The sequence below is a fragment of the Mucilaginibacter sp. OK098 genome (genome assembly GCF_900142915.1).
Classification (GTDB): domain Bacteria; phylum Bacteroidota; class Bacteroidia; order Sphingobacteriales; family Sphingobacteriaceae; genus Mucilaginibacter.
This window is the reverse complement of record NZ_FRCM01000004.1, coordinates 12,566-36,805: the sequence shown is the minus strand read 5'-3', so window position 1 is coordinate 36,805 and position 24,240 is coordinate 12,566. Positions and strand designations below refer to the sequence as shown.

General features: G+C 41.0%; 26 protein-coding genes and 1 tRNA gene. 14 read left to right on the top strand and 13 right to left on the bottom strand.

Features of this window, described 5'->3' with window-relative positions:
- Window positions 1-9 precede the first annotated feature (9 nt).
- A complete protein-coding gene (locus BUE31_RS13590) occupies window positions 10-993 on the bottom strand; it encodes an aldo/keto reductase (protein ID WP_073404373.1) in 984 nt (327 codons plus the stop codon).
- 170 nt (window positions 994-1,163) lie between these two features.
- On the opposite strand from BUE31_RS13590, the gene BUE31_RS13585 reads away from it, so the two are divergent.
- Window positions 1,164-2,063 carry a helix-turn-helix domain-containing protein gene (locus tag BUE31_RS13585; RefSeq protein ID WP_317042439.1) on the top strand — a complete coding sequence of 300 codons (900 nt, stop codon included), beginning with the start codon at window positions 1,164-1,166 and terminating at the stop codon, window positions 2,061-2,063.
- Window positions 2,064-2,215: 152 nt separating this feature from the next.
- On the opposite strand, the gene BUE31_RS13580 is transcribed toward BUE31_RS13585, so the two are convergent.
- The 3 genes from BUE31_RS13580 to BUE31_RS13570 all read right to left on the bottom strand — a co-directional run bounded on the left by BUE31_RS13580 (window position 2,216) and on the right by BUE31_RS13570 (window position 3,711).
- Complete coding sequence (locus tag BUE31_RS13580; protein ID WP_073404372.1) at window positions 2,216-2,809, bottom strand: dihydrofolate reductase family protein; 594 nt, start codon at window positions 2,807-2,809, stop codon at window positions 2,216-2,218.
- A gap of 121 nt (window positions 2,810-2,930) precedes the next feature.
- Window positions 2,931-3,389: an SRPBCC family protein gene (locus tag BUE31_RS13575; protein ID WP_073404371.1), complete on the bottom strand. Its 459-nt coding sequence runs from the start codon at window positions 3,387-3,389 to the stop codon at window positions 2,931-2,933.
- Window positions 3,379-3,711: an ArsR/SmtB family transcription factor gene (locus tag BUE31_RS13570; RefSeq protein WP_073404370.1), complete on the bottom strand. Its 333-nt coding sequence runs from the start codon at window positions 3,709-3,711 to the stop codon at window positions 3,379-3,381. The genes BUE31_RS13575 and BUE31_RS13570 overlap by 11 nt, the downstream gene beginning before the upstream one ends.
- Before the next feature lie 131 nt (window positions 3,712-3,842).
- On the opposite strand from BUE31_RS13570, the gene BUE31_RS13565 reads away from it, so the two are divergent.
- The 5 genes from BUE31_RS13565 to BUE31_RS13545 all read left to right on the top strand — a co-directional run bounded on the left by BUE31_RS13565 (window position 3,843) and on the right by BUE31_RS13545 (window position 8,689).
- Window positions 3,843-4,529: an NUDIX hydrolase gene (locus tag BUE31_RS13565; protein ID WP_083619874.1), complete on the top strand. Its 687-nt coding sequence runs from the start codon at window positions 3,843-3,845 to the stop codon at window positions 4,527-4,529.
- An 85-nt stretch (window positions 4,530-4,614) separates the two neighbouring features.
- A complete protein-coding gene (locus BUE31_RS13560; RefSeq protein WP_073404369.1) occupies window positions 4,615-5,511 on the top strand; it encodes an NUDIX domain-containing protein in 897 nt (298 codons plus the stop codon).
- 5 nt (window positions 5,512-5,516) lie between these two features.
- Window positions 5,517-6,356 (top strand): DUF2971 domain-containing protein, encoded by an 840-nt coding sequence (locus BUE31_RS13555; protein ID WP_073404368.1) that lies wholly within the window; start codon window positions 5,517-5,519, stop codon window positions 6,354-6,356.
- A gap of 4 nt (window positions 6,357-6,360) precedes the next feature.
- Window positions 6,361-7,779 (top strand): nicotinate phosphoribosyltransferase, encoded by a 1,419-nt coding sequence (locus BUE31_RS13550; RefSeq protein WP_073404934.1) that lies wholly within the window; start codon window positions 6,361-6,363, stop codon window positions 7,777-7,779.
- Window positions 7,780-7,783: 4 nt separating this feature from the next.
- Window positions 7,784-8,689, top strand: coding sequence for a ribose-phosphate diphosphokinase (locus BUE31_RS13545; RefSeq protein ID WP_073404933.1), 906 nt, complete (start codon window positions 7,784-7,786; stop codon window positions 8,687-8,689).
- 1 nt (window position 8,690) lies between these two features.
- On the opposite strand, the gene BUE31_RS13540 is transcribed toward BUE31_RS13545, so the two are convergent.
- From BUE31_RS13540 to BUE31_RS13530, 3 genes are read right to left on the bottom strand one after another with little or no spacing between them, the layout of a single operon-like run.
- On the bottom strand, window positions 8,691-9,734 hold the full coding sequence (locus BUE31_RS13540; protein WP_234997815.1) for an ADP-ribosylglycohydrolase family protein: 1,044 nt from the start codon (window positions 9,732-9,734) through the stop codon (window positions 8,691-8,693).
- A 12-nt stretch (window positions 9,735-9,746) separates the two neighbouring features.
- Window positions 9,747-10,295 carry an RNA 2'-phosphotransferase gene (locus tag BUE31_RS13535; RefSeq protein ID WP_073404367.1) on the bottom strand — a complete coding sequence of 183 codons (549 nt, stop codon included), beginning with the start codon at window positions 10,293-10,295 and terminating at the stop codon, window positions 9,747-9,749.
- 13 nt (window positions 10,296-10,308) lie between these two features.
- The gene (locus tag BUE31_RS13530) at window positions 10,309-11,349 is read right to left on the bottom strand and encodes a helix-turn-helix transcriptional regulator (RefSeq protein ID WP_073404366.1); all 1,041 of its coding nucleotides are present in this window, start codon (window positions 11,347-11,349) and stop codon (window positions 10,309-10,311) included.
- A 358-nt stretch (window positions 11,350-11,707) separates the two neighbouring features.
- On the opposite strand from BUE31_RS13530, the gene BUE31_RS13525 reads away from it, so the two are divergent.
- The 5 genes from BUE31_RS13525 (at window position 11,708) to BUE31_RS13505 (ending at window position 16,457) form a co-directional block, all read left to right on the top strand.
- Window positions 11,708-13,156: an RtcB family protein gene (locus tag BUE31_RS13525; RefSeq protein ID WP_073404365.1), complete on the top strand. Its 1,449-nt coding sequence runs from the start codon at window positions 11,708-11,710 to the stop codon at window positions 13,154-13,156.
- A 205-nt stretch (window positions 13,157-13,361) separates the two neighbouring features.
- Window positions 13,362-13,850: a hypothetical protein gene (locus BUE31_RS13520; protein ID WP_143167123.1), complete on the top strand. Its 489-nt coding sequence runs from the start codon at window positions 13,362-13,364 to the stop codon at window positions 13,848-13,850.
- Window positions 13,851-13,962: 112 nt separating this feature from the next.
- Window positions 13,963-14,256 carry a hypothetical protein gene (locus BUE31_RS13515; protein ID WP_073404363.1) on the top strand — a complete coding sequence of 98 codons (294 nt, stop codon included), beginning with the start codon at window positions 13,963-13,965 and terminating at the stop codon, window positions 14,254-14,256.
- Window positions 14,257-14,507: 251 nt separating this feature from the next.
- On the top strand, window positions 14,508-15,512 hold the full coding sequence (locus BUE31_RS13510; protein WP_073404362.1) for a hypothetical protein: 1,005 nt from the start codon (window positions 14,508-14,510) through the stop codon (window positions 15,510-15,512).
- 222 nt (window positions 15,513-15,734) lie between these two features.
- Window positions 15,735-16,457, top strand: coding sequence for a potassium channel family protein (locus BUE31_RS13505; protein ID WP_073404360.1), 723 nt, complete (start codon window positions 15,735-15,737; stop codon window positions 16,455-16,457).
- A 26-nt stretch (window positions 16,458-16,483) separates the two neighbouring features.
- Here BUE31_RS13505 and BUE31_RS13500 read toward each other — a convergent pair whose 3' ends face one another.
- Entirely contained in the window at window positions 16,484-17,353 is an 870-nt protein-coding gene (locus tag BUE31_RS13500) for an SIR2 family protein (RefSeq protein ID WP_073404359.1), read from the bottom strand.
- A gap of 198 nt (window positions 17,354-17,551) precedes the next feature.
- Between BUE31_RS13500 and BUE31_RS13495 the strand changes: the two genes are divergently transcribed.
- Entirely contained in the window at window positions 17,552-18,049 is a 498-nt protein-coding gene (locus BUE31_RS13495) for a hypothetical protein (protein WP_073404357.1), read from the top strand.
- Window positions 18,050-18,364: 315 nt separating this feature from the next.
- Here BUE31_RS13495 and BUE31_RS13490 read toward each other — a convergent pair whose 3' ends face one another.
- The 4 genes from BUE31_RS13490 to BUE31_RS13475 form a co-directional block, all read right to left on the bottom strand.
- On the bottom strand, window positions 18,365-18,661 hold the full coding sequence (locus BUE31_RS13490) for a hypothetical protein (protein ID WP_073404356.1): 297 nt from the start codon (window positions 18,659-18,661) through the stop codon (window positions 18,365-18,367).
- Window positions 18,662-19,104: 443 nt separating this feature from the next.
- Window positions 19,105-19,539, bottom strand: a complete 435-nt coding sequence (locus BUE31_RS13485) for a VOC family protein (protein ID WP_073404354.1) — start codon at window positions 19,537-19,539, stop codon at window positions 19,105-19,107.
- A gap of 50 nt (window positions 19,540-19,589) precedes the next feature.
- Window positions 19,590-20,090 carry an SRPBCC family protein gene (locus tag BUE31_RS13480; protein ID WP_073404352.1) on the bottom strand — a complete coding sequence of 167 codons (501 nt, stop codon included), beginning with the start codon at window positions 20,088-20,090 and terminating at the stop codon, window positions 19,590-19,592.
- Entirely contained in the window at window positions 20,087-20,407 is a 321-nt protein-coding gene (locus tag BUE31_RS13475; protein ID WP_073404350.1) for an ArsR/SmtB family transcription factor, read from the bottom strand. Before BUE31_RS13475 ends, BUE31_RS13480 begins: the two co-directional genes overlap by 4 nt.
- Window positions 20,408-20,939: 532 nt before the next feature.
- Here BUE31_RS13475 and BUE31_RS13470 point away from each other — a divergent pair.
- Window positions 20,940-22,529: a TROVE domain-containing protein gene (locus BUE31_RS13470; protein WP_073404348.1), complete on the top strand. Its 1,590-nt coding sequence runs from the start codon at window positions 20,940-20,942 to the stop codon at window positions 22,527-22,529.
- Between the two features lie 862 nt (window positions 22,530-23,391).
- Here BUE31_RS13470 and BUE31_RS13465 read toward each other — a convergent pair.
- A tRNA-Ile gene (locus tag BUE31_RS13465) sits at window positions 23,392-23,465 on the bottom strand.
- Between the two features lie 148 nt (window positions 23,466-23,613).
- Between BUE31_RS13465 and BUE31_RS13460 the strand changes: the two genes are divergently transcribed.
- Window positions 23,614-24,237, top strand: a complete 624-nt coding sequence (locus BUE31_RS13460) for an HAD family hydrolase (protein WP_073404346.1) — start codon at window positions 23,614-23,616, stop codon at window positions 24,235-24,237.
- Window positions 24,238-24,240: the final 3 nt, after the last annotated feature.

Genomic DNA, 24,240 nt, shown 5'->3' with positions numbered 1-24,240 from the left:
ATTTTAATATTAGTTGCCTACCCGTTTTTGTAAATGTTCAGGGTAGCGTGCGCCTTCGATCCTGATTTTTGAAGCCGCTTCTTCTATCTGTTTCAAGTCATTTGCGCTTAACTCAATGTTAACTGCCTCCAGGTTTTCTTCCAGACGGTGTAATTTGGTCGTTCCAGGAATAGGTACTATCCACGGCTTTTGAGCCAGCAACCACCCCAGTGCGATCTGTGCCGGTGTGGCTTGCTTTTCCTGGGCTATCCTGGTTAATAAATCCACCATAACCTGATTGGCTAACCTCGCTTCTGTTGAAAAACGTGGTACGATATTACGGAAATCTGTTTTATCAAAGGTAGTGTTTTCATTGATCGCGCCTGTCAAGAATCCTTTACCCAGCGGGCTGAAAGGAACAAAACCAATGCCTAATTCTTCCAGGGTTGGCAGGATTTCGTTTTCCGGGTCACGCCACCATAAAGAGTATTCGCTTTGCAAAGCGGCCACCGGTTGAACAGCATGTGCTTTACGAATGGACAGTACACCAGCTTCTGACATGCCGAAGTGCTTAACTTTTCCCTCCTGTATCAGCTCTTTAACCGTTCCTGCAACATCTTCCATAGGGACATTCGGGTCAACACGGTGCTGGTAGAAAAGATCAATATGGTCGGTCTTCAAGCGCTTTAAAGATTCTTCGGCAACTTGCCTGATGCGTTCAGGGCGGCTATCTACACCTTTAGAAGAATCTCCATCTTTAAAACCAAATTTTGTTGCGATAACTATTTGATCACGATACGGTGCAAGCGCTTCACCCAATAATTCCTCATTGGCAAAAGGGCCGTAGGCTTCGGCAGTATCAAAAAAAGTAACACCTTTTTCTACAGCTGCATGAAGCAATTTGATGGCGTCTTTTGTATCAGCTGCGGGGCCGTAACCGAAGCTTAATCCCATACAGCCCAATCCCAATGCAGATACTTCCAGGTCGCTGTTTCCTAATGTTCTTTTTTTCATGGTATTATATTCTTATAGATCATTATCATTTGACGAGTACAAAGATCGGCCCTATTTTCTATCCTATTGTTATATAGATTACTGTATTACCTACCAATATCACTTATCCGTCTATCGGGATGCTGAAAACAATAGCTGAAGCACTAACTTTGAATTAGTTAAAGGACAAAATGATGGATAACGTAATTAAATTTGATACAGTTGGTCAGTATAACGCATTCAATAACAATGAGACCCTGCACCCGCTGGTGAGTGTGGTTGACCTTTCGAAATCAAACAAAAGGCATAATGCCCGGCAGAATTTTGGACTTTATACCGTGTTTTTAAAGGAGATTAAATGTGGCGACCTGAAATATGGTTGCAATTATTATGATTACGAAGAAGGTACCCTGGTGTTCATCGGACCTGGGCAGGTGGTTGGCATTGAGAATAACGGCGAATATTACCAGCCGCACGGTACCGCGTTGATTTTTCATCCCGATCTGATCAAAGGCACCGGCCTTGCGCGTCACATCCATGATTATACTTTTTTTTCGTATCAAATACACGAGGCGCTTCACTTATCTGAAAGTGAACGGAAGATCATATTCGACTGCTTATCGAAAATCAGGTTCGAATTAGAACACGCTATTGATAAGCACAGTAAAACACTGATCGTAACCAACATAGAATTGTTCCTGAATTATTGCGTGCGTTTCTATGACCGCCAGTTCATTACCCGTGAAACGGCACATAAAGGTATTTTACAACGATTTGAAGACCTGCTAACCCAGTATTTTCAAACCGATAAACCTCAAACCCTGGGACTCCCGTCTGTAACTTATTGTGCCGAACAGTTAAATCTCTCAGCCAATTACTTTGGCGACCTAATTAAGAAAGAAACCGGCAGATCGGCCCAGGAATACATTCAGTTAAAATTAATGGATGTTGCCAAAGAGAAAATATTTGATAAGAATAGGTCAGTGAGCGAGATCGCCTATGAATTAGGGTTTAAATATCCCCAGCATTTCACCCGTTTGTTTAAGCAACGGGTAGGGTATACGCCCAATGAATACCGAATGTTGAATTGAAGACATTGTTTTAACGCCAAATGTTATTTGACAAGTAGCAACAAATGCCAACCGGAAAGTCTTTTCAGAAGAACCTTACATTGCCGGTAACGACTTGTCATAATGTCAAACCTGGTGCTCTAAGTCCTCTGAAAATGACTTTAGCTGTTCTATTAAGCTCCAATAGTGCCAGTCTTAACTTCTCCAGCCCGTGTGTAATTGGCAATTATCACACCACTTGGCGTAGTCAAACTCTCCGTTAATGTAAATGCTGCCGGAATCGCGCTATTGTCAAACAGCTTTTTTCCTTCACCAAGAAGCACCGGGTAAATTTTGAGCCAGAGTTCGTCCACTAAATCATGCTTCAGTAGCAGCTGGGCGAGCTTGCCGCTGCCCCAAACTTTGATGTCAGAACCTGCTGAGTTTTTGAGTTTTTCGATATCTGCCACGCTTGTCAGAAACACTGTATTTTGCCAATCTGACTTGTTCACGGTGTTGGACAGGACGTATTTTGTGACATCATTGATGCCGGGCCAATAGTCCGCATGTTGAGGCCAAAACGACTCAAAAATCTCAAATGTTTTTCTGCCCAGAAGAATATCCGCAGGCTCCATTTGTTTTTGCATCACCTTACCAGAAACTTCGTCACCATACGGTGCACTCCAACCGCCATATTTGAAACCACCTGATGGATCTTCCTCAGGTCCGCCGGGTGCTTGCATTACTCCATCTAATGAAATAAATTCTAAGACGATTATTTTTCTCATAGCTATGTTGTCAGTGATTATAGTGCTAACTCCGCACTTTTATGTTTGCTAATCCAATATCTCACACATAAACCCATACTCCTTTACCAGTATCATTATTCTTCCTGATTAACGCTATTTTCTAAACGCTCATTCCTGCTAAATACACGTTTAATTTCTCTATGTTTTGCCTTAATCCTTCATCGGCTTTAAAGGTTTTTACCACGCGGATAAATTCTTCAGCCGTGTCAAAAAGCATATGCCAGTTTAGGTGTGTTTGTTCACCCTCTGCTTTAAACTCAATGGTTGCAGTAAAGCAAGGCGATGATATATGCTGATAAACAATTTTTTTATAAAGCACAATTTCCTTAAATACGCTTTTGTTTTTATAATCGGTTCCATCAGGGCCATGCATAACCAGGTTCCACTCACCACCGGGGTTTATATCCATTTTGGTTATGGTATTGGTAAAGCCGTTTGGCCCCCACCAGTTGACAATATGCTCAGGGTTAGTCCAGGCTTCCCAAACCAGTTCAATAGGTGCATTTAATGTTCTTGAAATAATAAGCTCTCTGTTTTTTGTGCTGCTGTTACTTTCCATGTTTTTCTTTTTTAAGTTTTTCTAAATAAGTTTCCAAAGCATCTAACTTACTTTCCCAATGCTGGCGGTATTGGTCAACAAAGGCCGATACTTCACTCAATTTATCAAGCTGCGCCTCGCAAAACCGCTCGCGGCCCTGCTGTTTAATTTTAACTAGGCCGCAATCTGTTAATATTTTAAGCTGAAGGGATATAGCCTGTCTGCTGATGTCAAATTTTTCGGCAATAGCGTTTACATTGTGGGGTTGGCTGGCAATCATACTAATAATTGCTCTTCGGGTAGGGTCGGCTATGGCCTGGTAAACATCACGTCTGGCTTTCATATTACGCAAGTAAGTGCTTGTAAATATAAGCGCAAGTGTTTACTTGCGAAATAGTTTTGTGAATTTTTTTTAATTATTAGGATACCTGCCTCAATACTTGCCTGCTTTGTGCAGATTGATAACTTTGCAATATGCCAGCCATTCAAAATATTAAAGTAGCTGTTGATGCCGTAGTATTTGGATATACTTCCAAAGAAGGATTGTCTGTGTTGCTTATCAAGCGTAACATTCAGCCTTTTAAAGATAACTGGGCGCTGCCCGGCGGTTTGGTTGGCGATGCAGAATCACTGGAAGAAGCCGTTCAGCGCGAGTTGAAAGAAGAGACCGGTGTTAATATCAACTATTTAGAGCAGCTATATAGCTTTGGTAAACCCGGTCGTGATCCGCGGAACCGGGTAATATCCATCACTTATTATGGGCTGGTTAAACCAGAGGCTTTTGAATTGCATGCCGATACCGATGCTGCAGATGTAGCCTGGTTCAATATTAAAAAACTCCCGCAACTGGCTTTTGATCATGAAGAGATCTTAACCGCAGCGCATGAGCGTTTGAAAAGCAAAATGCTTTATCAACCGGTAGGTTTTGAATTACTGGAAGAAAAATTCCCATTCTCGGAACTGGAAAAACTGTACATGGCTGTGCTTGACCGCCCTATTGACAGGCGCAACTTTAAAAAGAAAGTTATTAAATTCGGATTTCTGGAAGAAACCGCTGAGAAACAATCACTTGATGGTGCCGGTCGCCCTGGAAACCTTTTCCGTTTTAACGAACAGAAATACTTTCAGCTGCAAAAAGAAGGCATCAACTTCGAGATCTAAACCATTGAAAATAAAAATGAATGAAGAAATAATTTGTGTATTTAAAACGCATATCTATATTTGCGTATAATTAACGCAAATTATTATGAAGACAGCCGTAATTATCGCCCGCTTCCAAACACCATACCTGCATGACGGGCATAAACAATTGATTAGCATGGTTAAAGAAAACCATGCTAAATTGATCATCTTGTTAGGCGTGAGTCCGATAATGGGCAGCCGCAAAAATCCTTACGATTATTACACCCGGGAAAAGATGATCAAGAAAGATTATTCCGAAGTTATAGTGCTGCCGATAAGTGACCATCCAAGCGATAAAACCTGGTCTGAGAATATTGATAACCTGCTAAAAAGCGTTTTCCCTGCCGAGCAATTTTGCCTGTTTGGGAGCAGGGATAGTTTTATTCCGTATTATTCAGGCAGATTTGAAACTGTTGAATTACCTGAGCATGGTGATTATAATGCCACCGAGCTGCGCAAACAATATGCCGATAAGGTATTTGACTCTAATGATTTCCGTGCGGGTATTTTATATGCTTACTATAACCAGTATACCAAAGTTTACCCAACGGTAGATATCGCCCTTTTCAGAAATAATAAAACGGAGATCCTGTTGGGTAAAAAAGCCACTAATAACAAATGGCGCTTTATAGGTGGTTTTGCCGATCCGGAGGATGAGAACTATGAGGCCGCTGCCAAACGTGAGCTGATGGAAGAATGCGGTGAAATGCAGATTGGCGAAATGACCTATGAAACATCCTGCAAAATAAACGACTGGCGTTACCGCAACGAGGCTGATAAGATCATCACCCTGTTATTCAGCTGTGATTATATAAGCGGCACACCAGCCGCGCAGGACGATATTATAGACCTGGGCTGGTTCCCGGTGGCCGATCTTCCGCAGATGATCGAAAATCAAACTATCAGTGATGAGCATGTGGCAATGTTCAACTTTATAATTACCAAATATCTTAAAAACTAAACGCTATGATTACCGAATCAATCCGAGCAGAAGTAATTGATAAAAAAGATTTTAAGATGCCTCATACCTTATATAAATATAGGGATTGGAATGACGATCATCATAAAAGATTAATCACTAACAGAGAAGTGTACTTTGCTTCACCAGCTAGGTTTAAAGATGAATTTGATTGCAAAAATCCGACGCGGTGGGATTTACTTACAGATGAAGAAATATTAAACAAGTATTATCAAGACTCATTACGAAAACATCCTGAATATACAATTGAACAAAGGATGGATTTTGCGGTGTATTGGGCAAACAACACACTGGTTACAGACAAAGACTTCGTAGCAAAGCAAGAAAAGGAAACTTTTGAAAAATTCCATGACTTCGTAGGGGTTTTAAGTTTGACAGAACATCCGAAGGAATTTAAGATGTGGGAAGAATATTCAAATGCACATACAGGGTTTTGTGTAGGATTTGATGGACAATTGACTTTTGATGGTATAGGAACAGGAGGTGGTCCTGTTCAATATGGTAAGGAATTACCAATTATTCATCCATCTCCGAAGCATAGTTTTATGGAGCAAACTATCTTACAAATATTTAACAAACTTGAGTTTTGGGGATTTGAAAAAGAATATCGTATCTATATGTTTAGAAATGGTCATTTATCGGATGAAGATCGAAAAGTTGCAATAGCACCTAGCGCATTTAAAGAAATAATTCTTGGTGCTTTAATGCCCCAAGACGTAGAACAACAACTGGTTAATTCAATCCCTGAAGAATTAAACCATATTAAAATTAGGAAAGCCCATTTTGAAAATGATGTCTTGCTATTAAAAAATTACCTTGAAAACTAATACCATGAAACGCGAAAATTTGATCCTATTGGCTGATGCCTACAAATATGCTCACCATAAATTTTACTATCCCGGCACTACCAAAATTTACAGCTACCTGGAAAGCCGGGGCGGTATGTTTAATGAACCCATCTTTTTCGGACTGCAATACTTTCTGAAAGAATACCTGCAAGGGCCAGCATTTACTCAACAGGATTTGGATGAAGCTGACGGCTTTTTGCAACAAGTATTTGGCCGTGATGATGTGTTTGATAAAGCTAAATTCCAGTACATTTTAGATAAATACAACGGCCATTTACCCGTAAAGATAAAAGCTGTTGCCGAAGGTACCGCGGTGCCAACAAGTAATGTGCTGATGACCATTGAAAATACCGACCCCGAATGTTACTGGCTCACCAACTTTTTAGAAACATTGCTGATGCAGGTATGGTATCCTTGTACGGTAGCAACCCTAAGTAACCAGATCAGGAAAGTAGTTACCGAATTCTATCGTGAAACCGCAACTGAAGGCGCCGAAGCCGGGATTGATTTTGTGCTGAATGATTTTGGCTTTCGTGGGGTGAGCAGTGTGGAGAGTGCCAAAATTGGCGGGGCCGCGCATTTAATCAACTTCAGCGGCAGCGATAACCTGGCCGGAAGCGGCATGGCAATTAACTATTACAATGCTCAAAAGGTTTACGGCTTAAGCATCCCGGCAACGGAACACAGTATTTGCACTTTACTGGGTCGTGAAGGCGAGCTGGAGATTTTCAAGCACGTGCTGCGCAGTTTTCCAACAGGCACAATTGCTTGCGTATCTGATAGTTATAACATTTTTAAAGCCTGTAAGGAATACTGGGGGACCAAACTGCGCGATGAGATCTTAAATCGCGAAGGCACCCTGGTAATTCGCCCGGATAGCGGGGACCCGATCATGACGCTGCTTAAAATATTTGAGATACTGTTTGAAACCTTTGGGTTTACCATCAATGCTAAAGGCTACAAGGTCCTGCCACCCCAGGTGAGGGTAATACAGGGCGATGGTGTAAACTATGCGGAGATCATCAACATTTACAACGCCTTAAAAGCAAACGGCATCAGTGCTGAAAACCTGGTGCTGGGTATGGGCGGAGCCTTGCTGCAAAAGGTTGATCGTGATACGCAGAAATTTGCCTTGAAATGCAGCAGCGCGGTGATTAATGGGAGGGAAGTAGCAGTAGAAAAAAGCCCCACAGAGATGGATGCCCAGGGCAATATTACCACAAGTTTTAAAAAGAGCAAAGGCGGCCGTTTAAAACTGGTAAAAATTAACGGCACCTTTAAAACCGTTAACCAACAGGATCATTTGGATTTGGCTGATGAACTGCACACCGTTTTTGAAAACGGCGAACTGGTTAATACCATTACATTTGAGCAGGTGAAAGCTAATGCAAACGTTAACTAACAACATGAAGAAAATATTATTTGCCATAAAAGGCTATGAATACCTGGCCGAAAAGGTGCTGGCCTGCGGCGATTTTGAAAAAGGCGAACTGGAAGTGAGTCACTTTACTGATGGTGAGCGCTACCAGCGGATCATCTCGCCAATAGAAAACAGGAATGTGGTACTGATTGGAGGTACTGTAAACGACGGGGCTACTTTGGAACTGTATGACCTGGCATCATCGCTGGTAAGCTACGGGGTTAATTCGTTAACGCTGGTTGTTCCATACTTTGGTTATTCTACTATGGAACGCGCCGTGTTAAGCGGGGAAATTGTTACGGCCAAAACACGGGCCCGTTTGCTATCGGCTATTCCAAAATCAAACCGGGGGAATAAGGTTTTATTGTTCGATCTGCATTCGGAAGGGATCCAGTATTATTTTGAACAGGATTTATATGCCGTACATGTGTACTGCAAGGATCTTGTGATAAAAGCAGCCCTTGAATATGGCGGCGATAATTTTGTAATGGCCAGCACCGACGCTGGTCGCGCTAAATGGGTAGAATCATTGGCGAATGACTTAGGGGTAAACGCAGCCTTTATCCTGAAGCGCCGCTTAAAAGGCGACCATACCGAGGTAAGTGCCATTAATGCTGATGTGGACGGCAAAACTGTTATTATTTATGATGATATGATCCGCTCGGGTGGCAGTATTATTAATGCGGCCAAAACTTATAAAAATGCCGGAGCCGGCGATATTTATGTAATTACAACTCACGGTTTATTTGTGAACGATGGCATTAACAAATTAAAAAGTAGCGGGTTAATTAAAAAATTGATTTGTACAGATTCGCATATGAATACGCAGTTTATCAACGATGAATTTGTGGAGGTGAGAAGTTTGGCAGAGCTGATTTGTGATTCGATATAATTTAAATTCCCGAAACGGCCTTAAACATCCTTACCGCAAGATCTTCAATATCATCTTTGCGGGCTAGTTGATTTAACCAATGTTCGGGGATGCTTTCATGACCATATAATAATCCGGCAAGGCCACCGGTTACAGCGCCTGTTGTGTCCGTATCTTGTCCCAAATTAACGGCTTTTAAAACCGCGTCTTTATAATTGCCGGTATTTAGCAGGCACCAGATACTGGCTTCCAGTGTATGTACTACATAGCCGCTGCTCCGAATTTGATTTTCGGGGATCATATCAATCCTGTCTATCAATAACCGGTCAAATAAATTTCTTTCGTCCCGATTGATGTTAATCAATCTCAAATACTCAGCTACATCTTTTTGCAAGTTATGATAGATGTTAAACTTTTCTTCCCCGTTTAATAATCCTAAAGCAAATTCAAGGTAATAAAAACAGGCAATTGCCGAACGCACATGCCCATGTGTAATAGAGGAAACTTGTTTTATCAATTGAAAGCGTTCACTCACCGGCTTATCCCGGATGTATACTAATAAAGGTAGTATGCGCATTAATGAGCCGTTTCCGTTGCTTTCTTCTTCAAAGTCTCCGGCCAGATCGGGTCGGGTACCTTTCACCAATCTGTCAATAGCACGTTGTGTAGTCATTCCTACATCAAAAACCTCGTTATCTGCCGTCCAGTAACTATCATATCGCCAATTGATAAAATTACGAGCGGCGCTTTCTAAAGTAAAACCTGAAGCAATGGATTCGGCCAGGCAAAATGTTAAAGAACTGTCGTCAGAAAAAGTTCCGGGCGGTTTGTCGTGAGTACCGTAGCCAATCATATCAGTCACCGGCTGTTTGCTTATTTCATCCCTGCTATTAAATTCAACAGGTACACCTAAAGCATCGCCAACGGCTACACCGCATAAGATACCCTTACAGGTATTTAAGTTAAATTTCGTTTTGTTATTATTAGTGTTACCCATCTGCTCTGCTTTAGCAATTTCTTTATACCCTGAAGGTACCCATTCCGGCCTGATCTTATCGCTATCCATCTAATTGTTTATTTATTCCATCAACCTCAAAAACTGTGCGGGCACACCATCTGTAAGCCAAACCTTATTTTCAGACAAGTAGAATACATGCCCATTTTTGTGCATTTCTCCGGAAAGCACGTTAAACACTGCCGGCTTACCGTGCCGCCTTCCAACCTGAACTGCTGTTTCTGTGTCCCGGCTTAAATGCACATGTTGCCGGCTGCGTTTTTCCAATCCACTGTTTAAAATAGAGGAAACAGATTTTTCGCCTGTTCCATGATATAAAATTTCCGGTGGGGTCTGTGGTTCGTAGCCAAGCTCTACCTCAATAGAGTGGCCCTGGCTGGCGCGGATCTTTTGCCTGCCTTCATCAAACGCAAAGCGTTTTTTGCTATTGGTTTCAACCACATGGTTTAATAACTCAATATTTAGGTCCTTGCCATGTGCATTGGCCTGCTTCAATAATTCGGCTACATTTACCCAGCCTTGTTCGTCCGGTTTAATTCCTATCAGTTCAGGTTGATGTCTTAGCACCAGGCTTAAAAATTTGCTGGTGGCTGTTGTTTCTTTTTCGTTCATTATATATTCAAAGTTAAGCTATTGCTGAAGGTACTGCACTATCCGGATCGTATCTTTCCAAAGCCTTCAATAGCTGCGCCTTTATTTGTTTTACCAGGATCCTTGGCCCAAGCACCCGCATTTTGGCGCCGAAGCCCAATAATTCGCGCTCCAGCTCAAAGTTCATTATCACCTTAATGCTGAAGATCTTGCCATCCGCTTCTTCACTTAATAGCTTTTGGGTATGGTGTAAAGGTTTGGTTATTACATAAGGCGCATTAGCTGTATCAATCCAAAACACCACCTCGCAATCGCGCTGACCGGGAGATTTTGTTACGCCAAGGCAATCATTATAGTATGTTGCCAGGTCAAGCGTTTTGTTTTCGCGATAAGGTTCTTCGTCCGCTTGTATGGTTTGGATCCTATCCAAAGCCAGCGTTAAAATATGGGCATTGCGTTTATGAGGGACGCCCAATACAAACCACCGATTACGGTATTCTTTAAGTAAATATCCGCTAAAACAAAAAGTACTGGCTTCCCTGGCTTTGAAGGACTGATAAGTAATACAAATCGTTTTCTTAGCCACAATAGCCTTCCGGATCACTTCTATCCATTCCAAACCTTTCAGGTTATCGTTCTTTTCAAAATCAATTACCGGTGCGCTTTGCGTTTTTTGGGTATAGATCTTATCCTCCAGCTTGCTTACCATTTCATTCAGATCGGTAAAATGGTTAAAGCCTTTAAATTGCTTTAGCAGACCGGATACTTCGCTCAGCACCTGCATGTCCTGCTGGTTTAGCGGACTATTGGTAATGCTATAATTTTTATCGCTATAGGTATAATACTTTTTATCAACCACTACTATAGGCGCTTCGTAACCCAGCTTATTGCTGCGCATCATCTCCATATCGGCCTGTACAGTGCGGCGGCTCACGCCGGTGTCAATGCCCTGGTATTCGTAAATAGCATCGCCGCAAGCTTCTATCAGGTCGTCAAGCGTCCATTTCTTAAAACGGTTTTGCAGGCATTGGTCAATGGTACGGTAGCGGATCAGGGCATTGCGGTTAACAGGCATATTTTGATTTCGGATTTCGGATGTTCGATGTCGGATTTATTTTGTTGAAATTTATTAAATTATTTTTTACTGCGCAAATAGATTGCGTACTTGGGGTTTTATTTTGTTGTGTTGAATGTGAGAAAGGGTGGGTGAATGGCGGCGGAAGGGTAAATGATTAATAATTTTTCTTACCTCTTTACGCGCAGCGAAGAGAGGTCGACGAGCGAAGCAATGTCGGGTGAGTCAATTCTGCGCGCGATATTAACGCAAATGCACGACGTTAAAGCACTGGCGGTTTGACTCACCCCGCCGATGCTGCGCTGGGCGACCCTCTCTGCTGCGCGGCAGCGGGTAAGAAAAAACAATAAAGAATAAAATGGAAAAAATAGGCAACAACGAATTAAAGGCATTGGGTATTAACGATGTGGAGGTATTAATAAACTTTAGTCGTGTGGCTAACGGGTTGTTAAAGCATGGGGTGATGAGTAAGCCGGAGATCCTGGCCAATTTGGAAGCCCTGATTGACGACCCGATGCCTTATGCTTTAAAGAAAGGTGGAAAGTTCAAGAACCTGGCCGAAGATGTGATTGCCATGCGTAAGGAAGGCAAGTTTGTAAAGCAGGAGCGAAGCAACTTTAAACTGAAGGAAAAGATTGCCGATTTCCCTGTGTGGGGATTGGAACATATTGAAGTGGGCGCCTTAGCACAGATGCGGACAGCGGTGCAATTACCCATTGCTGTTGCGGGCGCCCTTATGCCCGATGCGCACCAGGGTTATGGTTTGCCAATCGGCGGGGTACTGGCCACTACGGCAAATACCATTATTCCGTTTGCGGTAGGGGTGGACATTGCCTGCAGGATGTGTTTAAGTATTTTTGATCTGCCTGCCGAAGCCGTGGATATTGAAACCGACAAGTTGAAAAACATGCTGGTAGATAATACTTACTTTGGCATCGGGTGTACTACCAAATCGTATTTCGATAGTTCTTTGTTTGACAGCAAAACATGGGGTGAAACTAAGGTGATCCGTTCTTTAAAGGATAAAGCTTATGCACAGTTAGGAACCAGCGGTACCGGCAACCATTTTGTGGAATGGGGCGAGCTGACTATTGCTGTAGGTGCTTTAGCTGGGATCCCGGCAGGTAAATATTTGGCTTTGCTTTCTCACTCCGGCTCACGCGGCTTTGGTGGTACAGTTGCCGGCCATTACAGCAAAATTGCCATGAGCAAAACCAAGCTCCCAGCCGAAGCCAAACATTTGGCGTGGCTTGATCTGGATAAGGACGAGGGACAGGAATACTGGATTGCCATGAATCTTGCCGGCGAATATGCCAGCGCCAATCACCACGAGATCCACAACAAAATGGCCCGGGCCTTAGGTGTTAAGCCGATAACGATGATTGAGAACCACCATAACTTTGCCTGGAAGGAGCAACTGGCCGATGGTACAGAAGTAATGGTACACCGTAAAGGCGCAACGCCGGCAGGCGAGGGCGTATTGGGGATCATCCCCGGCAGCATGAGCACACCCGGTTTTGTGGTACGCGGTAAAGGCGATGCCACGAGCATTAACTCTGCCAGCCACGGTGCGGGTCGGTTAATGAGCCGAAGCGCGGCTTTTAAAACGCTGGATAAGGCCGTAATTGCCGCTAATTTAGTTGATAAGCGCATTACCCTAATGGGGAGCGATATGGACGAAGCACCAATGGCTTATAAGGATATCCACACCGTTATGGCCGCGCAGAACGATTTGGTAGAGGTATTGGCAAAATTTGAGCCGAGGATTGTGAGAATGGCGGATGCAAGGGAAAGGCCGGAGGACTGAGGGGAAGGAGTGGGCTGTTTTGAGTGGGCAGTTGGCAGTTCAACTTCACGTCATGCAGAACTTGTTTCGGCACCCCATCATAAAGGTAACCCGGATGCTAAGTCTGCGCCCGCCAATACATGGTGTAGACTTAGCGTGTGGGGTGCCGAAATAAATTCGGCATGACGTGGATTAGTTTAAAATGAATGATATAAGTAAACAGAAAATGAAACCCATACCCTCAACCGCAGAAATATTATTGTTTAAGATGCTTGAACGGCCTGTTTGTAAGAAATGGATTGATTGGGCTTATGATATGCTTGTTGCAGGGTTTGAAACGGAAAATTTGGTAATGCTTGCCGGAGAGACAGAGCCTTATAACCAATTTGAAGTACAAAGCCTGGCTGATAAAGTTCTTAACGAACTTAATTTGACTTGGGACGACCGCGAGCAAGTGTATAAAAATTACGTTTGTTACTTAGTTAGCGCGGTGCTTGACGGAAAACTAAAAGCAGTTAACGTCCTCTGTATTATAAAGGACGTGTATTTGGATAACGATTTGGAACCATACCACCAGGACTTTTCTCTGCTGTATTGGGCCTATAATGATTTGACCTATTCGGACCAGCAATGGTATTGGGATGGGGCAACGCGGGAAAATATTGAAACTATAATTAAGGACTATTTTATGGAGTGGAAAGCTAAATGTGAATAAGGGTTTAATACAAAATTTTTCAGATATAAATGACAGATCAACGCATAAATGTACAGGCTTCTTTTAATGGTGATTTTGTTCAACACTTGAATATCATTTATGTGATTCCTTTATGACATCAACTGACATTGTGTTAAAATATTGGGGCTGTGATGGTGTTGATGAACCTGCGATAAATGAACAGTTTACAAGCCGGACCATTACGAGTATAAAACAAATAATTACCAAAGCATGGATAGGTCCACGTGGGAGTGGTAGGTATGATATGATTATTAAACTGGGGCGATGTTCAAGAAGAAAAGCGCTGAAGGGATTTAGTTTAGAAAACTGTTTGCCGGATGCAGACTCATTTGATTGGGTGGAGGTTGATGTGGAAAGTTGTTTGATTGTGGTTAAATTGAATTGAGAGAGTTATTATCCCTACTAAGTGGGCTAGCGGCATTTGGCAACTTAGCAGCAGTGTCAAGAGTACCCCCCACCTCTTTAGGTCGGCGCTGCATACTCAGCGCCAGTGAGAGGAGGGGTTAGCTGGTTATTCAATAACCAACTAAATACCACTGGGGACGTTAGGGGCAAGGGAATGCATTAACAATGTTAAGAATGTGGACAAATAGTATTGCAATTTATTTTTATGTAGTTTTAAATTAGAAGATAACAATGGAAATGAATGTAAATGATAAGCGAACCAAAAGCGGTCATTTTGAGGTCGGGGATGGGGATGACGGTGCTATTATGGAAATGAAAGATATGCAGGGTAAAATGTTGGTGATAAAGGAAAGAGCAATTTATGAGGTAAGTTTTGCTGACACAATTGATCCTAAACGCGAATATCCAGACTTGCCAGCTAACGTGCAAAAAAAGCTAATTGATTTAGGTACAGAATCTCAGCTGGCTTCCAAAACATATTTAATGGCACTAAAGATGATGAAACCTGAATATATTTCAGCTTATGTTGATGTTAAAAGAGCATTGGAGGTGTCATTTGAACTTTTGTTAGAATTACATAAGTTAAACCAAGAAAAGGAAAGTTACAGGTTAGCGGAAAAAGCAGCAATTGAAGAATATGAACTTCGTAGAGGACAAAAACTTGATTATAAGCTGCCATCCATACCTGACATTCAAACCCGTTGTAAAACCTTTTTTCAAAAGGCAGACCATGTACTTCAAACATTGATGGAAATTAACTCCCTTTTTTTTATTGAAAAAAAATTACATAAGCAGGCCCACTTTGATACTTTTTTAAGCTTATTAAAAGAAGAATATGGAGAAAAAGACGATTTTGTTAAAATGATTGAGCAGGTATTGCCATTTTTAAAGAAACTAAGGGCACTACGAGATTGTCTGGATCATCGACAGGACGGAGTTATAATTACCGATTTTGACTTACAGCTTAACAATAATGTTTTAACACCTACTATATCGTTAAACTTTAGAAAGGAAACGATTGAAAGAATGCCATTAGAAATGTTGATGGATGCCACTACTAAAAACCTATTATATACGGTAGAATCCACCTTAGCTTTATTATGTGGCAAGCATGTATGTATAGATAAGATGATGCCATATTGCTTGAGATTCATTCCTAAACAACAACGCAGGAACAAGTATATTAAATACGCATTTTGGTCACCAATTGGCGAGCTTGGCTGGTTTTACCAATGATTTTTACTCCTGACTGGTTTGAGCATGCGATGAATGCCGGGGAGATGTGTATGCCTGCTAATGCCATAATGATGCTTTAAGATAAGCGTACATCATATTTTACCCAAATCTGCGTGTTCTTGCTCAAAACATATTTATAAGACGCCCTCTTGAAAATAGTAATCTTACCGCTTATTATGAACGCTGGGGGAATACTTACATTTGAGGCTTAGATATTTGAGCATGTCCGAAACGAGAGAATCCAAACCATTTTTTGAAACTAACTGGAACTATTTGCTTACTATATGCCAGAATAAACATAAACCTGCGTTTGGTTTGCAGTGGTTAGTCAGGTTCTTATTGCAGGTTACAGCTTTTTTTTGCCTCGATAGCATGGTAAAAACAGCAACTGATGGTTTGTCTGTATGGGTACGTAGGGTAGCTATCGAGTGTTACGCGGTATCTAAATTGGTATTGATTTATTACAGTATTCAAAAAGGTTTTACTACCGATGGAGCTGTTGTATGGATTTTAATTTACTTATCAGTTGACACATTACATGCGTTGTTATCTGGCATTTTTTTGCGTTATTTATGGAGTGACCCACTCAGTTATAAACGAAATTTTATATTGGCTTTCCTCAATTACATGGAAATTGTTCTGTGCTTTGCCGCCATATACAATTACTATGATTATGCCAAACCATTGTGCAAAGAATCAGTATTTATTGTTTCCGATGGCCTTAAGCCAGAAAACTTGAAAATTAAGGATTTCCATCTTGGCCCAAATCAAGTGATCTATTTCAGCTTTGTTACCGCTGCAACCATTGGTTATGGAGATATTTCTCCACGCGATGAATTTGTACAAAAGATAGTCATCACAGAAATTATGGTAACATTAGCCCTGGTTGTTATCATCTTCGGCAATATTGTAGGGAAATTGGATCGAGGGGTGTTAGACGAATAAGTAAATGTCAGGGTATAAGTATTTTTTTACAGTTTATTGAGATTATTTAAAATATCCTTGTAAAAGGATAGTCCTTTAGGTTGATTAACAACCGCTACCTGAACGTCATTCGCTCGTAATATTTCTAATTTTGCTTTTGAACGGACTTCATATTCTATAGGGATGAAATAGGTAATTTTATTGTTTACTTGGAATTTGTTTTTATAATACTTGCTTCTTGCTCGGTACGTGATAAGCCACCAAAGGTCTGATTCCACAAAGTCAAGGCCTAAACCAAATATGTAAATGTCCTTGGTGAAAAAAAGATCAATCCACGATTGGTAATTGACCTGCCCTTTATTGGCTAAACGTTTGACAAGAGCTTCTTTTAAAATACCGTCAGTTTTATACGTACTACCTGATACTGTGTAATTTCTCATGTTTTGTAGTTCTCCGCAATAATGCTCATAGCCTAAATTAATAGACATCGGATTATTGCAATCACCATGCAAATGCCAGTAGGTTGTACCGTTTAGCTCATGTTTTCTAAAAATACTATAAAGCCTTTCTACAACGAGGCTGCTATTACTTTTCGGAATTTCCCCTTCAATTGAAAACTCATAATTTGTAGTCATGATGTGTGGAACATTTAACGCCCTTATCCGTTCGTGAATTTCATTTTGTCCTATTTTAGAAACAATCTCAGCGATATAGGTTTTGAGGTCTTTTTCATCCATCATTTTGGTGCGGATCGCACTTAGAAATATCTCTTCATAGAGCATAGGAAATGGCTTGTCATCTCTGTTGATATGACTAACACCACAATAGGTAGTAATATCATCTAATAATTCTTTCCAGCTTTTGCCAGGTCTAATGTTGTTGATATCGTTGCCAATAAGGAGAGCAAAGTCTTTCATGAATAAATTGTTAATAAATTGGTTTATATGATTGATCGAATATAATTATTCCGCAGGTAATATTATCCAAGTAGAGGAATAGGAGCGGCATGGTGAAGTAAAATCTTAAAGTAACGAAATCACTAGTTTACTATTTGGCGCTAGCCTATAACCAATCTTTATTATCTTTAAACTCCGAAAAAAACTAAAAAAGGCTGAATGAAACTTTCAATAATTGTAATATGCTTATTCGTTTGTCATCATTCATTTAGTCAAACTAAAAAAAAGGCAACAAAATCACATTCAAATACATTTGAAATGTTTGATTTAGTCAATTTAATACAAATAAACGATGATGGCGAAGTTGATAAATACATGCTTAAAAGAGGATTTGAGTTTTCCGAAAACTCATCGCTTGATTCCATAACATTAGCAGCAACTTACATAAATAAAGTCGACCATAGCAGAACTTTGAAAATAGTAACAAGAGGCAACTATAGACTCTATATTGAGTATGGAACAAAGAGCTTTGAAGATTATATTAATTGTTACAATTATTTAAAAACTCACAATTACACATTTAGAGACAAAACAACCAGTAACAACATTATTTGGTTAGCATACACAAACTTTGCTTTTAAAGTAACTCTAGGCAAAGGCAAGATATCTGACAGTACTCGCTACGATATTAGCATTGAAAACAGACATTCCCAATAACTATCACGTAAAGTTTATATTTTTAGTTTTATTCAGCAAAAAATGGACTATACTCATGATAATCCGGTAGGAGTCCTGTGGACCGGTAGAAGCCGGCTTTGTAGAAAACGATTATGAGTATCTATATAGCAGCGCAAGAGATTATTGTGGTATAAAAGGATTGGTTAAGGTTATAATTGATTAGGCTATATGGCGGATTACTTTTCGCTTATATACCTGTCAGCGGGCCACCCCGATAAATCGGGGCGGCAGCGGGGGGTAAAATAAAAGCCACAATTAGTGTGGCCCAAATAATATTTTAACTGTTTCAGTTTTTTAGCGCCAATATTCTAAATTATATACCCCATCTGCAAAATCCCTCAATTCGATTTCTCTTTCAGTACTGTCCGCATTTATAATCTCACCAATCGTATAGTTTTTGGTGGCAATAGAGGCCCAAGGTCTAATAGTATTGTCCAGTTCAACACTTGCATATGCATAAGATGGAACGGCACCTGCAAACACAACGGTTCGGATTTTTTCACCATTTTCATTTTCTGTGACTTCAAAAATTACTATCCGTATCGTCTTGTCTGTATTATTGGTAAATCTTGCTGTGATTTTATTAGCCATGCTTTTAGGTTTGTTTAGGGTTTGAAAGGCTAAAGATAACAGATAAAACCGCCTTAATCACGATGGAATAGCATTTATTATTTTCCAGAAATTGATTAAAAGTCAGAATTGAATTTTCTGCCCGGTTTAGTTACGCAGCGCTAAACTTAGACCTGTGGGGAAATTTCAATCAACTCAAAAAATGAAACACGCTGATTATGAATAAATTACAACAAACTGCCGGAAAGTATAAATATTGAAACATTTGATTATCAGTTACTTACTATAGGATAAAAATAAATAGCGCTGATAATCAGAATTTTACACAGTGTTCCACCCGTTCCGTGTGCGAAAATGGAACGCTTTGCCGGCGTGTTATTTATAATTTAAAAAATGCACCTAAAACTCAAAAGCCCATCTTTTTCAAAATGAGCTTTTATAAAAGTGTTTTTCTCCGGTTAAATTTATCCGTTATAACCCGGGTCAAATTCCACAATCCATTCAATACCATATTTGTCTCTAAACATTCCGGCGTATGTACCCCAGGGACCTTCTCCAATCGGCCCTTCAACATCTCCGCCTGCTGATAGTCCGTTAAATATCTTGTCTGCTTCTTCACGACTTTCGGCACTAACCGATATTTTAGACCTGTTTTCATTTTCGCTTACCCGTCCCATAAATTCGGGAACGTCATTGGCTATTAACACATCGTGTTTGCCAATGGGCAAGGCAATGCGCATTACTTTGTTTGCCTCATTTTCCGGCACCGTAAATTCAGGGCTTGATAGTTCCTTGAAACGAATGATCTTTGTGAACTCTCCGCCAAAAACTGATTTGTAAAAAGTGAATGCTTCTTCGGCATTGCCATTGAAGTTGATCCAGGGATTAATTGTTCTCATAATTTTTATTTTTTAATTGTTGATTTTTTTTGCTTTGTAAAATTCATTTCTTATAATTTCTGCGATAAGGTTGTTAACAGCTCTTCCAGGTTTGTTAATATCATTTTAAACCCTATCGTGAAGCCATCGAGTATTTTCTCCATACGTTCAAACGACTCATTAAAAATGGTAATACTCACCTTTGTTACGCCATTTTGTTCGCTGAAATTGTAATCCCATTCAGAACCCGGCAACTCCCGGTTTTCGTCTTTGTCTGCAAAAGAATTATACATTTTAAAATTAGTTTTCGGGGTAATGGAAGTGTATTCCTGGACCCCCCAGCGCTCCTGTCCATCGGGGCTTATCATAGCATAAAACCGGCGCCCCCCAACCTTAAAATCCATATACTTGGTTTTGGCGCGCATAGGTGCGGGTGCTCCCCATTGGTCCAGTAATTCTGGCTTAGTAAAAGCATCCCAAACCAAAGATTGTCCGGCATTAAATTCCCTTGTTATAAATACCGTTTTCGCCGCTTTATCAACGGTAAAATCAAATAGCAAATTGTTGTTCATTTTTTTTGTTCTTTAAGAGTTGATAATACTTCGTCAAGTTGATTAAATTGAGTTTCCCAGTTTTGCCTGAACTGGGCTAACCAGTGGTCAAGTTCCTGCATTTTTTTTGCATTGAAGTGATAATGAATTTCTCTGCCAGACGGCTCCGGCTTAATCAATTCGCATTCCTGTAATACTTTAATGTGTTTTGACACTGCCTGACGGCTCATGTCAAACTTTTCTGCCATTGCATTTGGCGTTAATGCCTGGATAGCAATTAAAGTTAAAATTGCTCTGCGTGTTGGGTCGGCTATGGCCTGGAATATGTCTTGTTTCATTTTACAATATCTAATTAAGCAACCTACAGGTTGCAAATATATACGCAACTTTTAAGTTGCGCAAATTTATTTGCAATTATTTTTTGTTGTGGTAAAATTTAAGAAGCCTGCCGGTGGGTTTGAGTTAAAACAAACCTTTTTTAAAACTTCCACCTCGCATCCCTCCGGGTAGAATGTAAACTCAAACCAGGCTTAACCAACAATTCAATCAAATCAAAAAGCGGAACATGTTGATTATTAGTAAATTACAACAAATTGCCAGAAAAGTATAAGCATTTAAATATTTGATTATCAGTAACTTATTTGGATTTAAAAGCTAAGATGCTGATAATAAGCATGTTTCATGGTGTTCCAGGCGTTCCGCGTGTAAAAATGGAACGCTTTGCCGATTAGGCCCGCCCTTGAGAATCCGAGTCTTTTTTCATTCTTGAAAAAAAAACAAACTTTTTTCAAAATAATTTCACCTGCGCAAATACACTGCGTAGTACCTCAATTTCTTTGTATCAACATTAAGAAATAAAGGAGGTTCACAATGAAATTCAACCTGTTAAGCAAAACAAAAAACCAGGCTGTTAACCACGCAGGCGAAAAAGCCTATGTACTGTCGCCAGAAATGGAGCTGTACACCGCGGTAGTTACCTGGAGCTTAAACGACTCTTTTTATGAAAAAGACGAGGCGCGTTTAACCCGCCTGCAAAAATTGATCACTGCGTGCGACCCTGTGTTTGTAGGCAAGCTGGCCATATATGCCCGCACTAAAATGTATCTGCGTTCGGTACCGTTGGTATTGGTTACTGAATTGGCTAAGGTGCACTCGGGCGACAATTTGGTCGCCCGGGTTACCGATGGCGTAATCGGCCGTGCCGATGAGATCACCGAGCTATTGGCCTGCTACGAAACATTGAACAAGCGTACCGGTATTAAGAAGCTGAACCGCCTGAGCAAGCAAATGCAAAAAGGCTTATCAACAGCGTTCAATCGTTTCGACGAGTACCAGTTTGGTAAATACAACCGCGATGGCGCTATCAAACTGCGCGACGCCTTGTTTTTGGTTCACCCAAAGGCAAAGGACGAATTGCAGCAAGTGCTGTTCAATAAAATAGTGAGCGGCGATCTGCAAACGCCTTACACCTGGGAAACCGAGTTGTCGGCTTTGGGTCAGCTGAATTTTGACAGCGAAGAGGCCAAAGCGATAGCGTTCCGTGCTAAGTGGGAAGAACTGATAGATAGCGGTAAGCTGGGCTACATGGCCTTGCTGCGTAACTTGCGCAACATACAGGAGGCAGGAGTAAGCTATGCGCATTTTGAAAAAGTATGCGCACGTTTAGCCGATGCCGACGAAGTGGCTAAAGCAAAGCAGTTTCCGTTCCGTTATTTGGCTGCTTATCGCGAGTTGATCAACCCGGTTACAACCGTACCTGCGCAAAGCCTGGTTAAAAAGCTGACCGCTTTAATGCAGGGCAGTAACAAGGGCTACACCGGCGAATTGCTGGATGCTTTGGAAAAAGCCGTACAAGCAAGCGCGGCAAACATCAAGGGTTTCGACCACGAAACACGTGTGCTGTTGGCTTGCGACGTTTCAGGATCGATGAACAGAGTTATATCGGCAAAATCGAAGATCATGAATTATGATATCGGTTTGATGCTGGCCATGTTGCTGCAGTCGCGCTGCAAAAATGTGCAGGTGGGTTTATTTGGCGATAGTTGGAAAACTATTACCGTGCCACGTGCCAGTATATTGGCCGGTGTGCAGGAACTGTACAAACGAGCCAACGAGGTGGGTTATTCAACCAATGGTTACCTGGTGGTAAAGGATCTGCTGGACCGCCATGTACAAATGGACAAGGTAATGCTATTTACCGACTGCCAGTTGTGGGATAGCAAAGCAGAGGGCTCGCAACATATTGAGTTCTACTGGAACCGCTATAAAGCTAAAGTAGCACCGGGTGCAAAGCTGTACCTGTTCGACTTAGCAGGTTATGGACAAGCGCCATTGCAAATATTGCGCAATGATGTATACCTGGTAGCCGGCTGGAGCGATAAAGTTTTTGAGGTGTTAGCTGCCTTGGAAAACGGAGGCTCGGCATTAGATGCTATCAATAACATAGAGTTGGCCCGTTAAAAGGGAATAAGCTGAAAGCGGAAAGATTAAAGCAAAAAGCTTTTAGCTTTCTGCCTTCAGCTTTTAGCTCTCCAAAAAAATAAGGATGCCGTAGAAACGGGTTACTTCGCGCCCAATTGAAATGCTGTGGTCAGTACAGTGTGAGCTATATGAGGTTCGATTCCTCACAAATATCCCGCGTTCGCCTGTTGCTCCTTATAAAATATAAAAGAAGGTGTCGTAAATAAGCCTTACTTCGACCAGGGAACCGTTGCCGGGCTATATGCTACGGGCGGGATGAATGGCTTATTGCTTTTTGCCCTTCTTTTTAAAGAAATTGAAAATAAAAAAGGTGTCGTAAATGAGTGTTACTTCGCAGTTAACGTCCAGGTCGCCGGTTCAAGTCCGGCCTTCAGCGTCTCGCTTTAGCGAACGCGGTTGTAGCTCAGTTGGTTAGAGCAGGAGCACCTCAAGGTGCATTTCACTTGTTGCTTTTTACCCTTTTTTTAAATTAAAATAAAAAGGTGCCGTAAACTGGTGATACTTCGGTATGACGTTCCTGATTTTGGTCGGGAAAGCTGCGGGTTCAAATCCCGCCTGCAAGCAATTGCAGTAGTCTAAATCTAAAAAAATCTCACCGGTTGCTTTTTGCCCTTTTTAAAACATAATGAAAGATGCCGTAGGCAAGTGATACTTCGCCTGGTTGAAACCGCGAAAGCGGTACAGGTTCGAATCCTGAAAGCCACCTGCCGGCTGTTGCTCTTTCATTTATATTTTATGACTGAAACATTATGATAAAAAAATTAAAGGCAGTGGATCCCCAAAACACATTTAGAAACAAAAAAACCGTTTTCCATAAAGGATAAACGGCTTTTTATTGAAGTGCGCCCACCTGGGCTCGAACCAGGGACCAAAAGATTATGAGTCTTCTACTCTAACCAACTGAGCTATAGGCGCGGTTATTTTTGTGAGCAGCAAAGGTAAAAAAAAGTTGAATACTTAAAAATGAAATATCACAAAATTTAAAAGTTTATAAAATTTTATAGGCTGTAATAATTTTTTGGTTATTAGTATGTTTGTTTTGTGAAATAAATAAAATTAATTTATGCCAAATATTAAGAACATCATATTTGATTACGGAAATGTAATTTTCTCTCTCGATTTTATAAAAGGACAGCAGGCATGGAAAGATCTCGGTATAGCTGACCCCAGTCAGTTTTATGGGCACAGGGTGCAGGACAAAGTATTTGATGCCTTTGAAAGGGGAGAAATTGAGGCTAATGAGTTCAGAGATTATATCCGGAAAAAGTTAAACAATCCTAACTTAACCGATCAGCAAATTAATAAAGCCTGGAACAGTATGCTGGTTGGGATCCCGAAAGGTAATAATGAATTGCTGGCGGAGCTAAAGCCAAAATACCGTACCTTTTTATTAAGTAATATTAACCCCATCCATTACGATTATATAATGGATTATCTTAAAACCGATTTTGGTTTCGATGGTAACGATCATCTTTTCGAAAAAACATACTATTCGCACCTTACCGGCAAACGCAAACCCGAAGCCGAAATTTTTGAGCAGGTGCTTAATGAAAACAACCTGAATCCTGCAGAAACTTTGTTTATTGACGATAGCCCGCAACATTTGGAAACAGCGAAAAAGCTGGGGATTAAAACCTATTTAATGACGATGCCTGATAACATCCAGTCATTGAAATTTTTGGAATAAGTA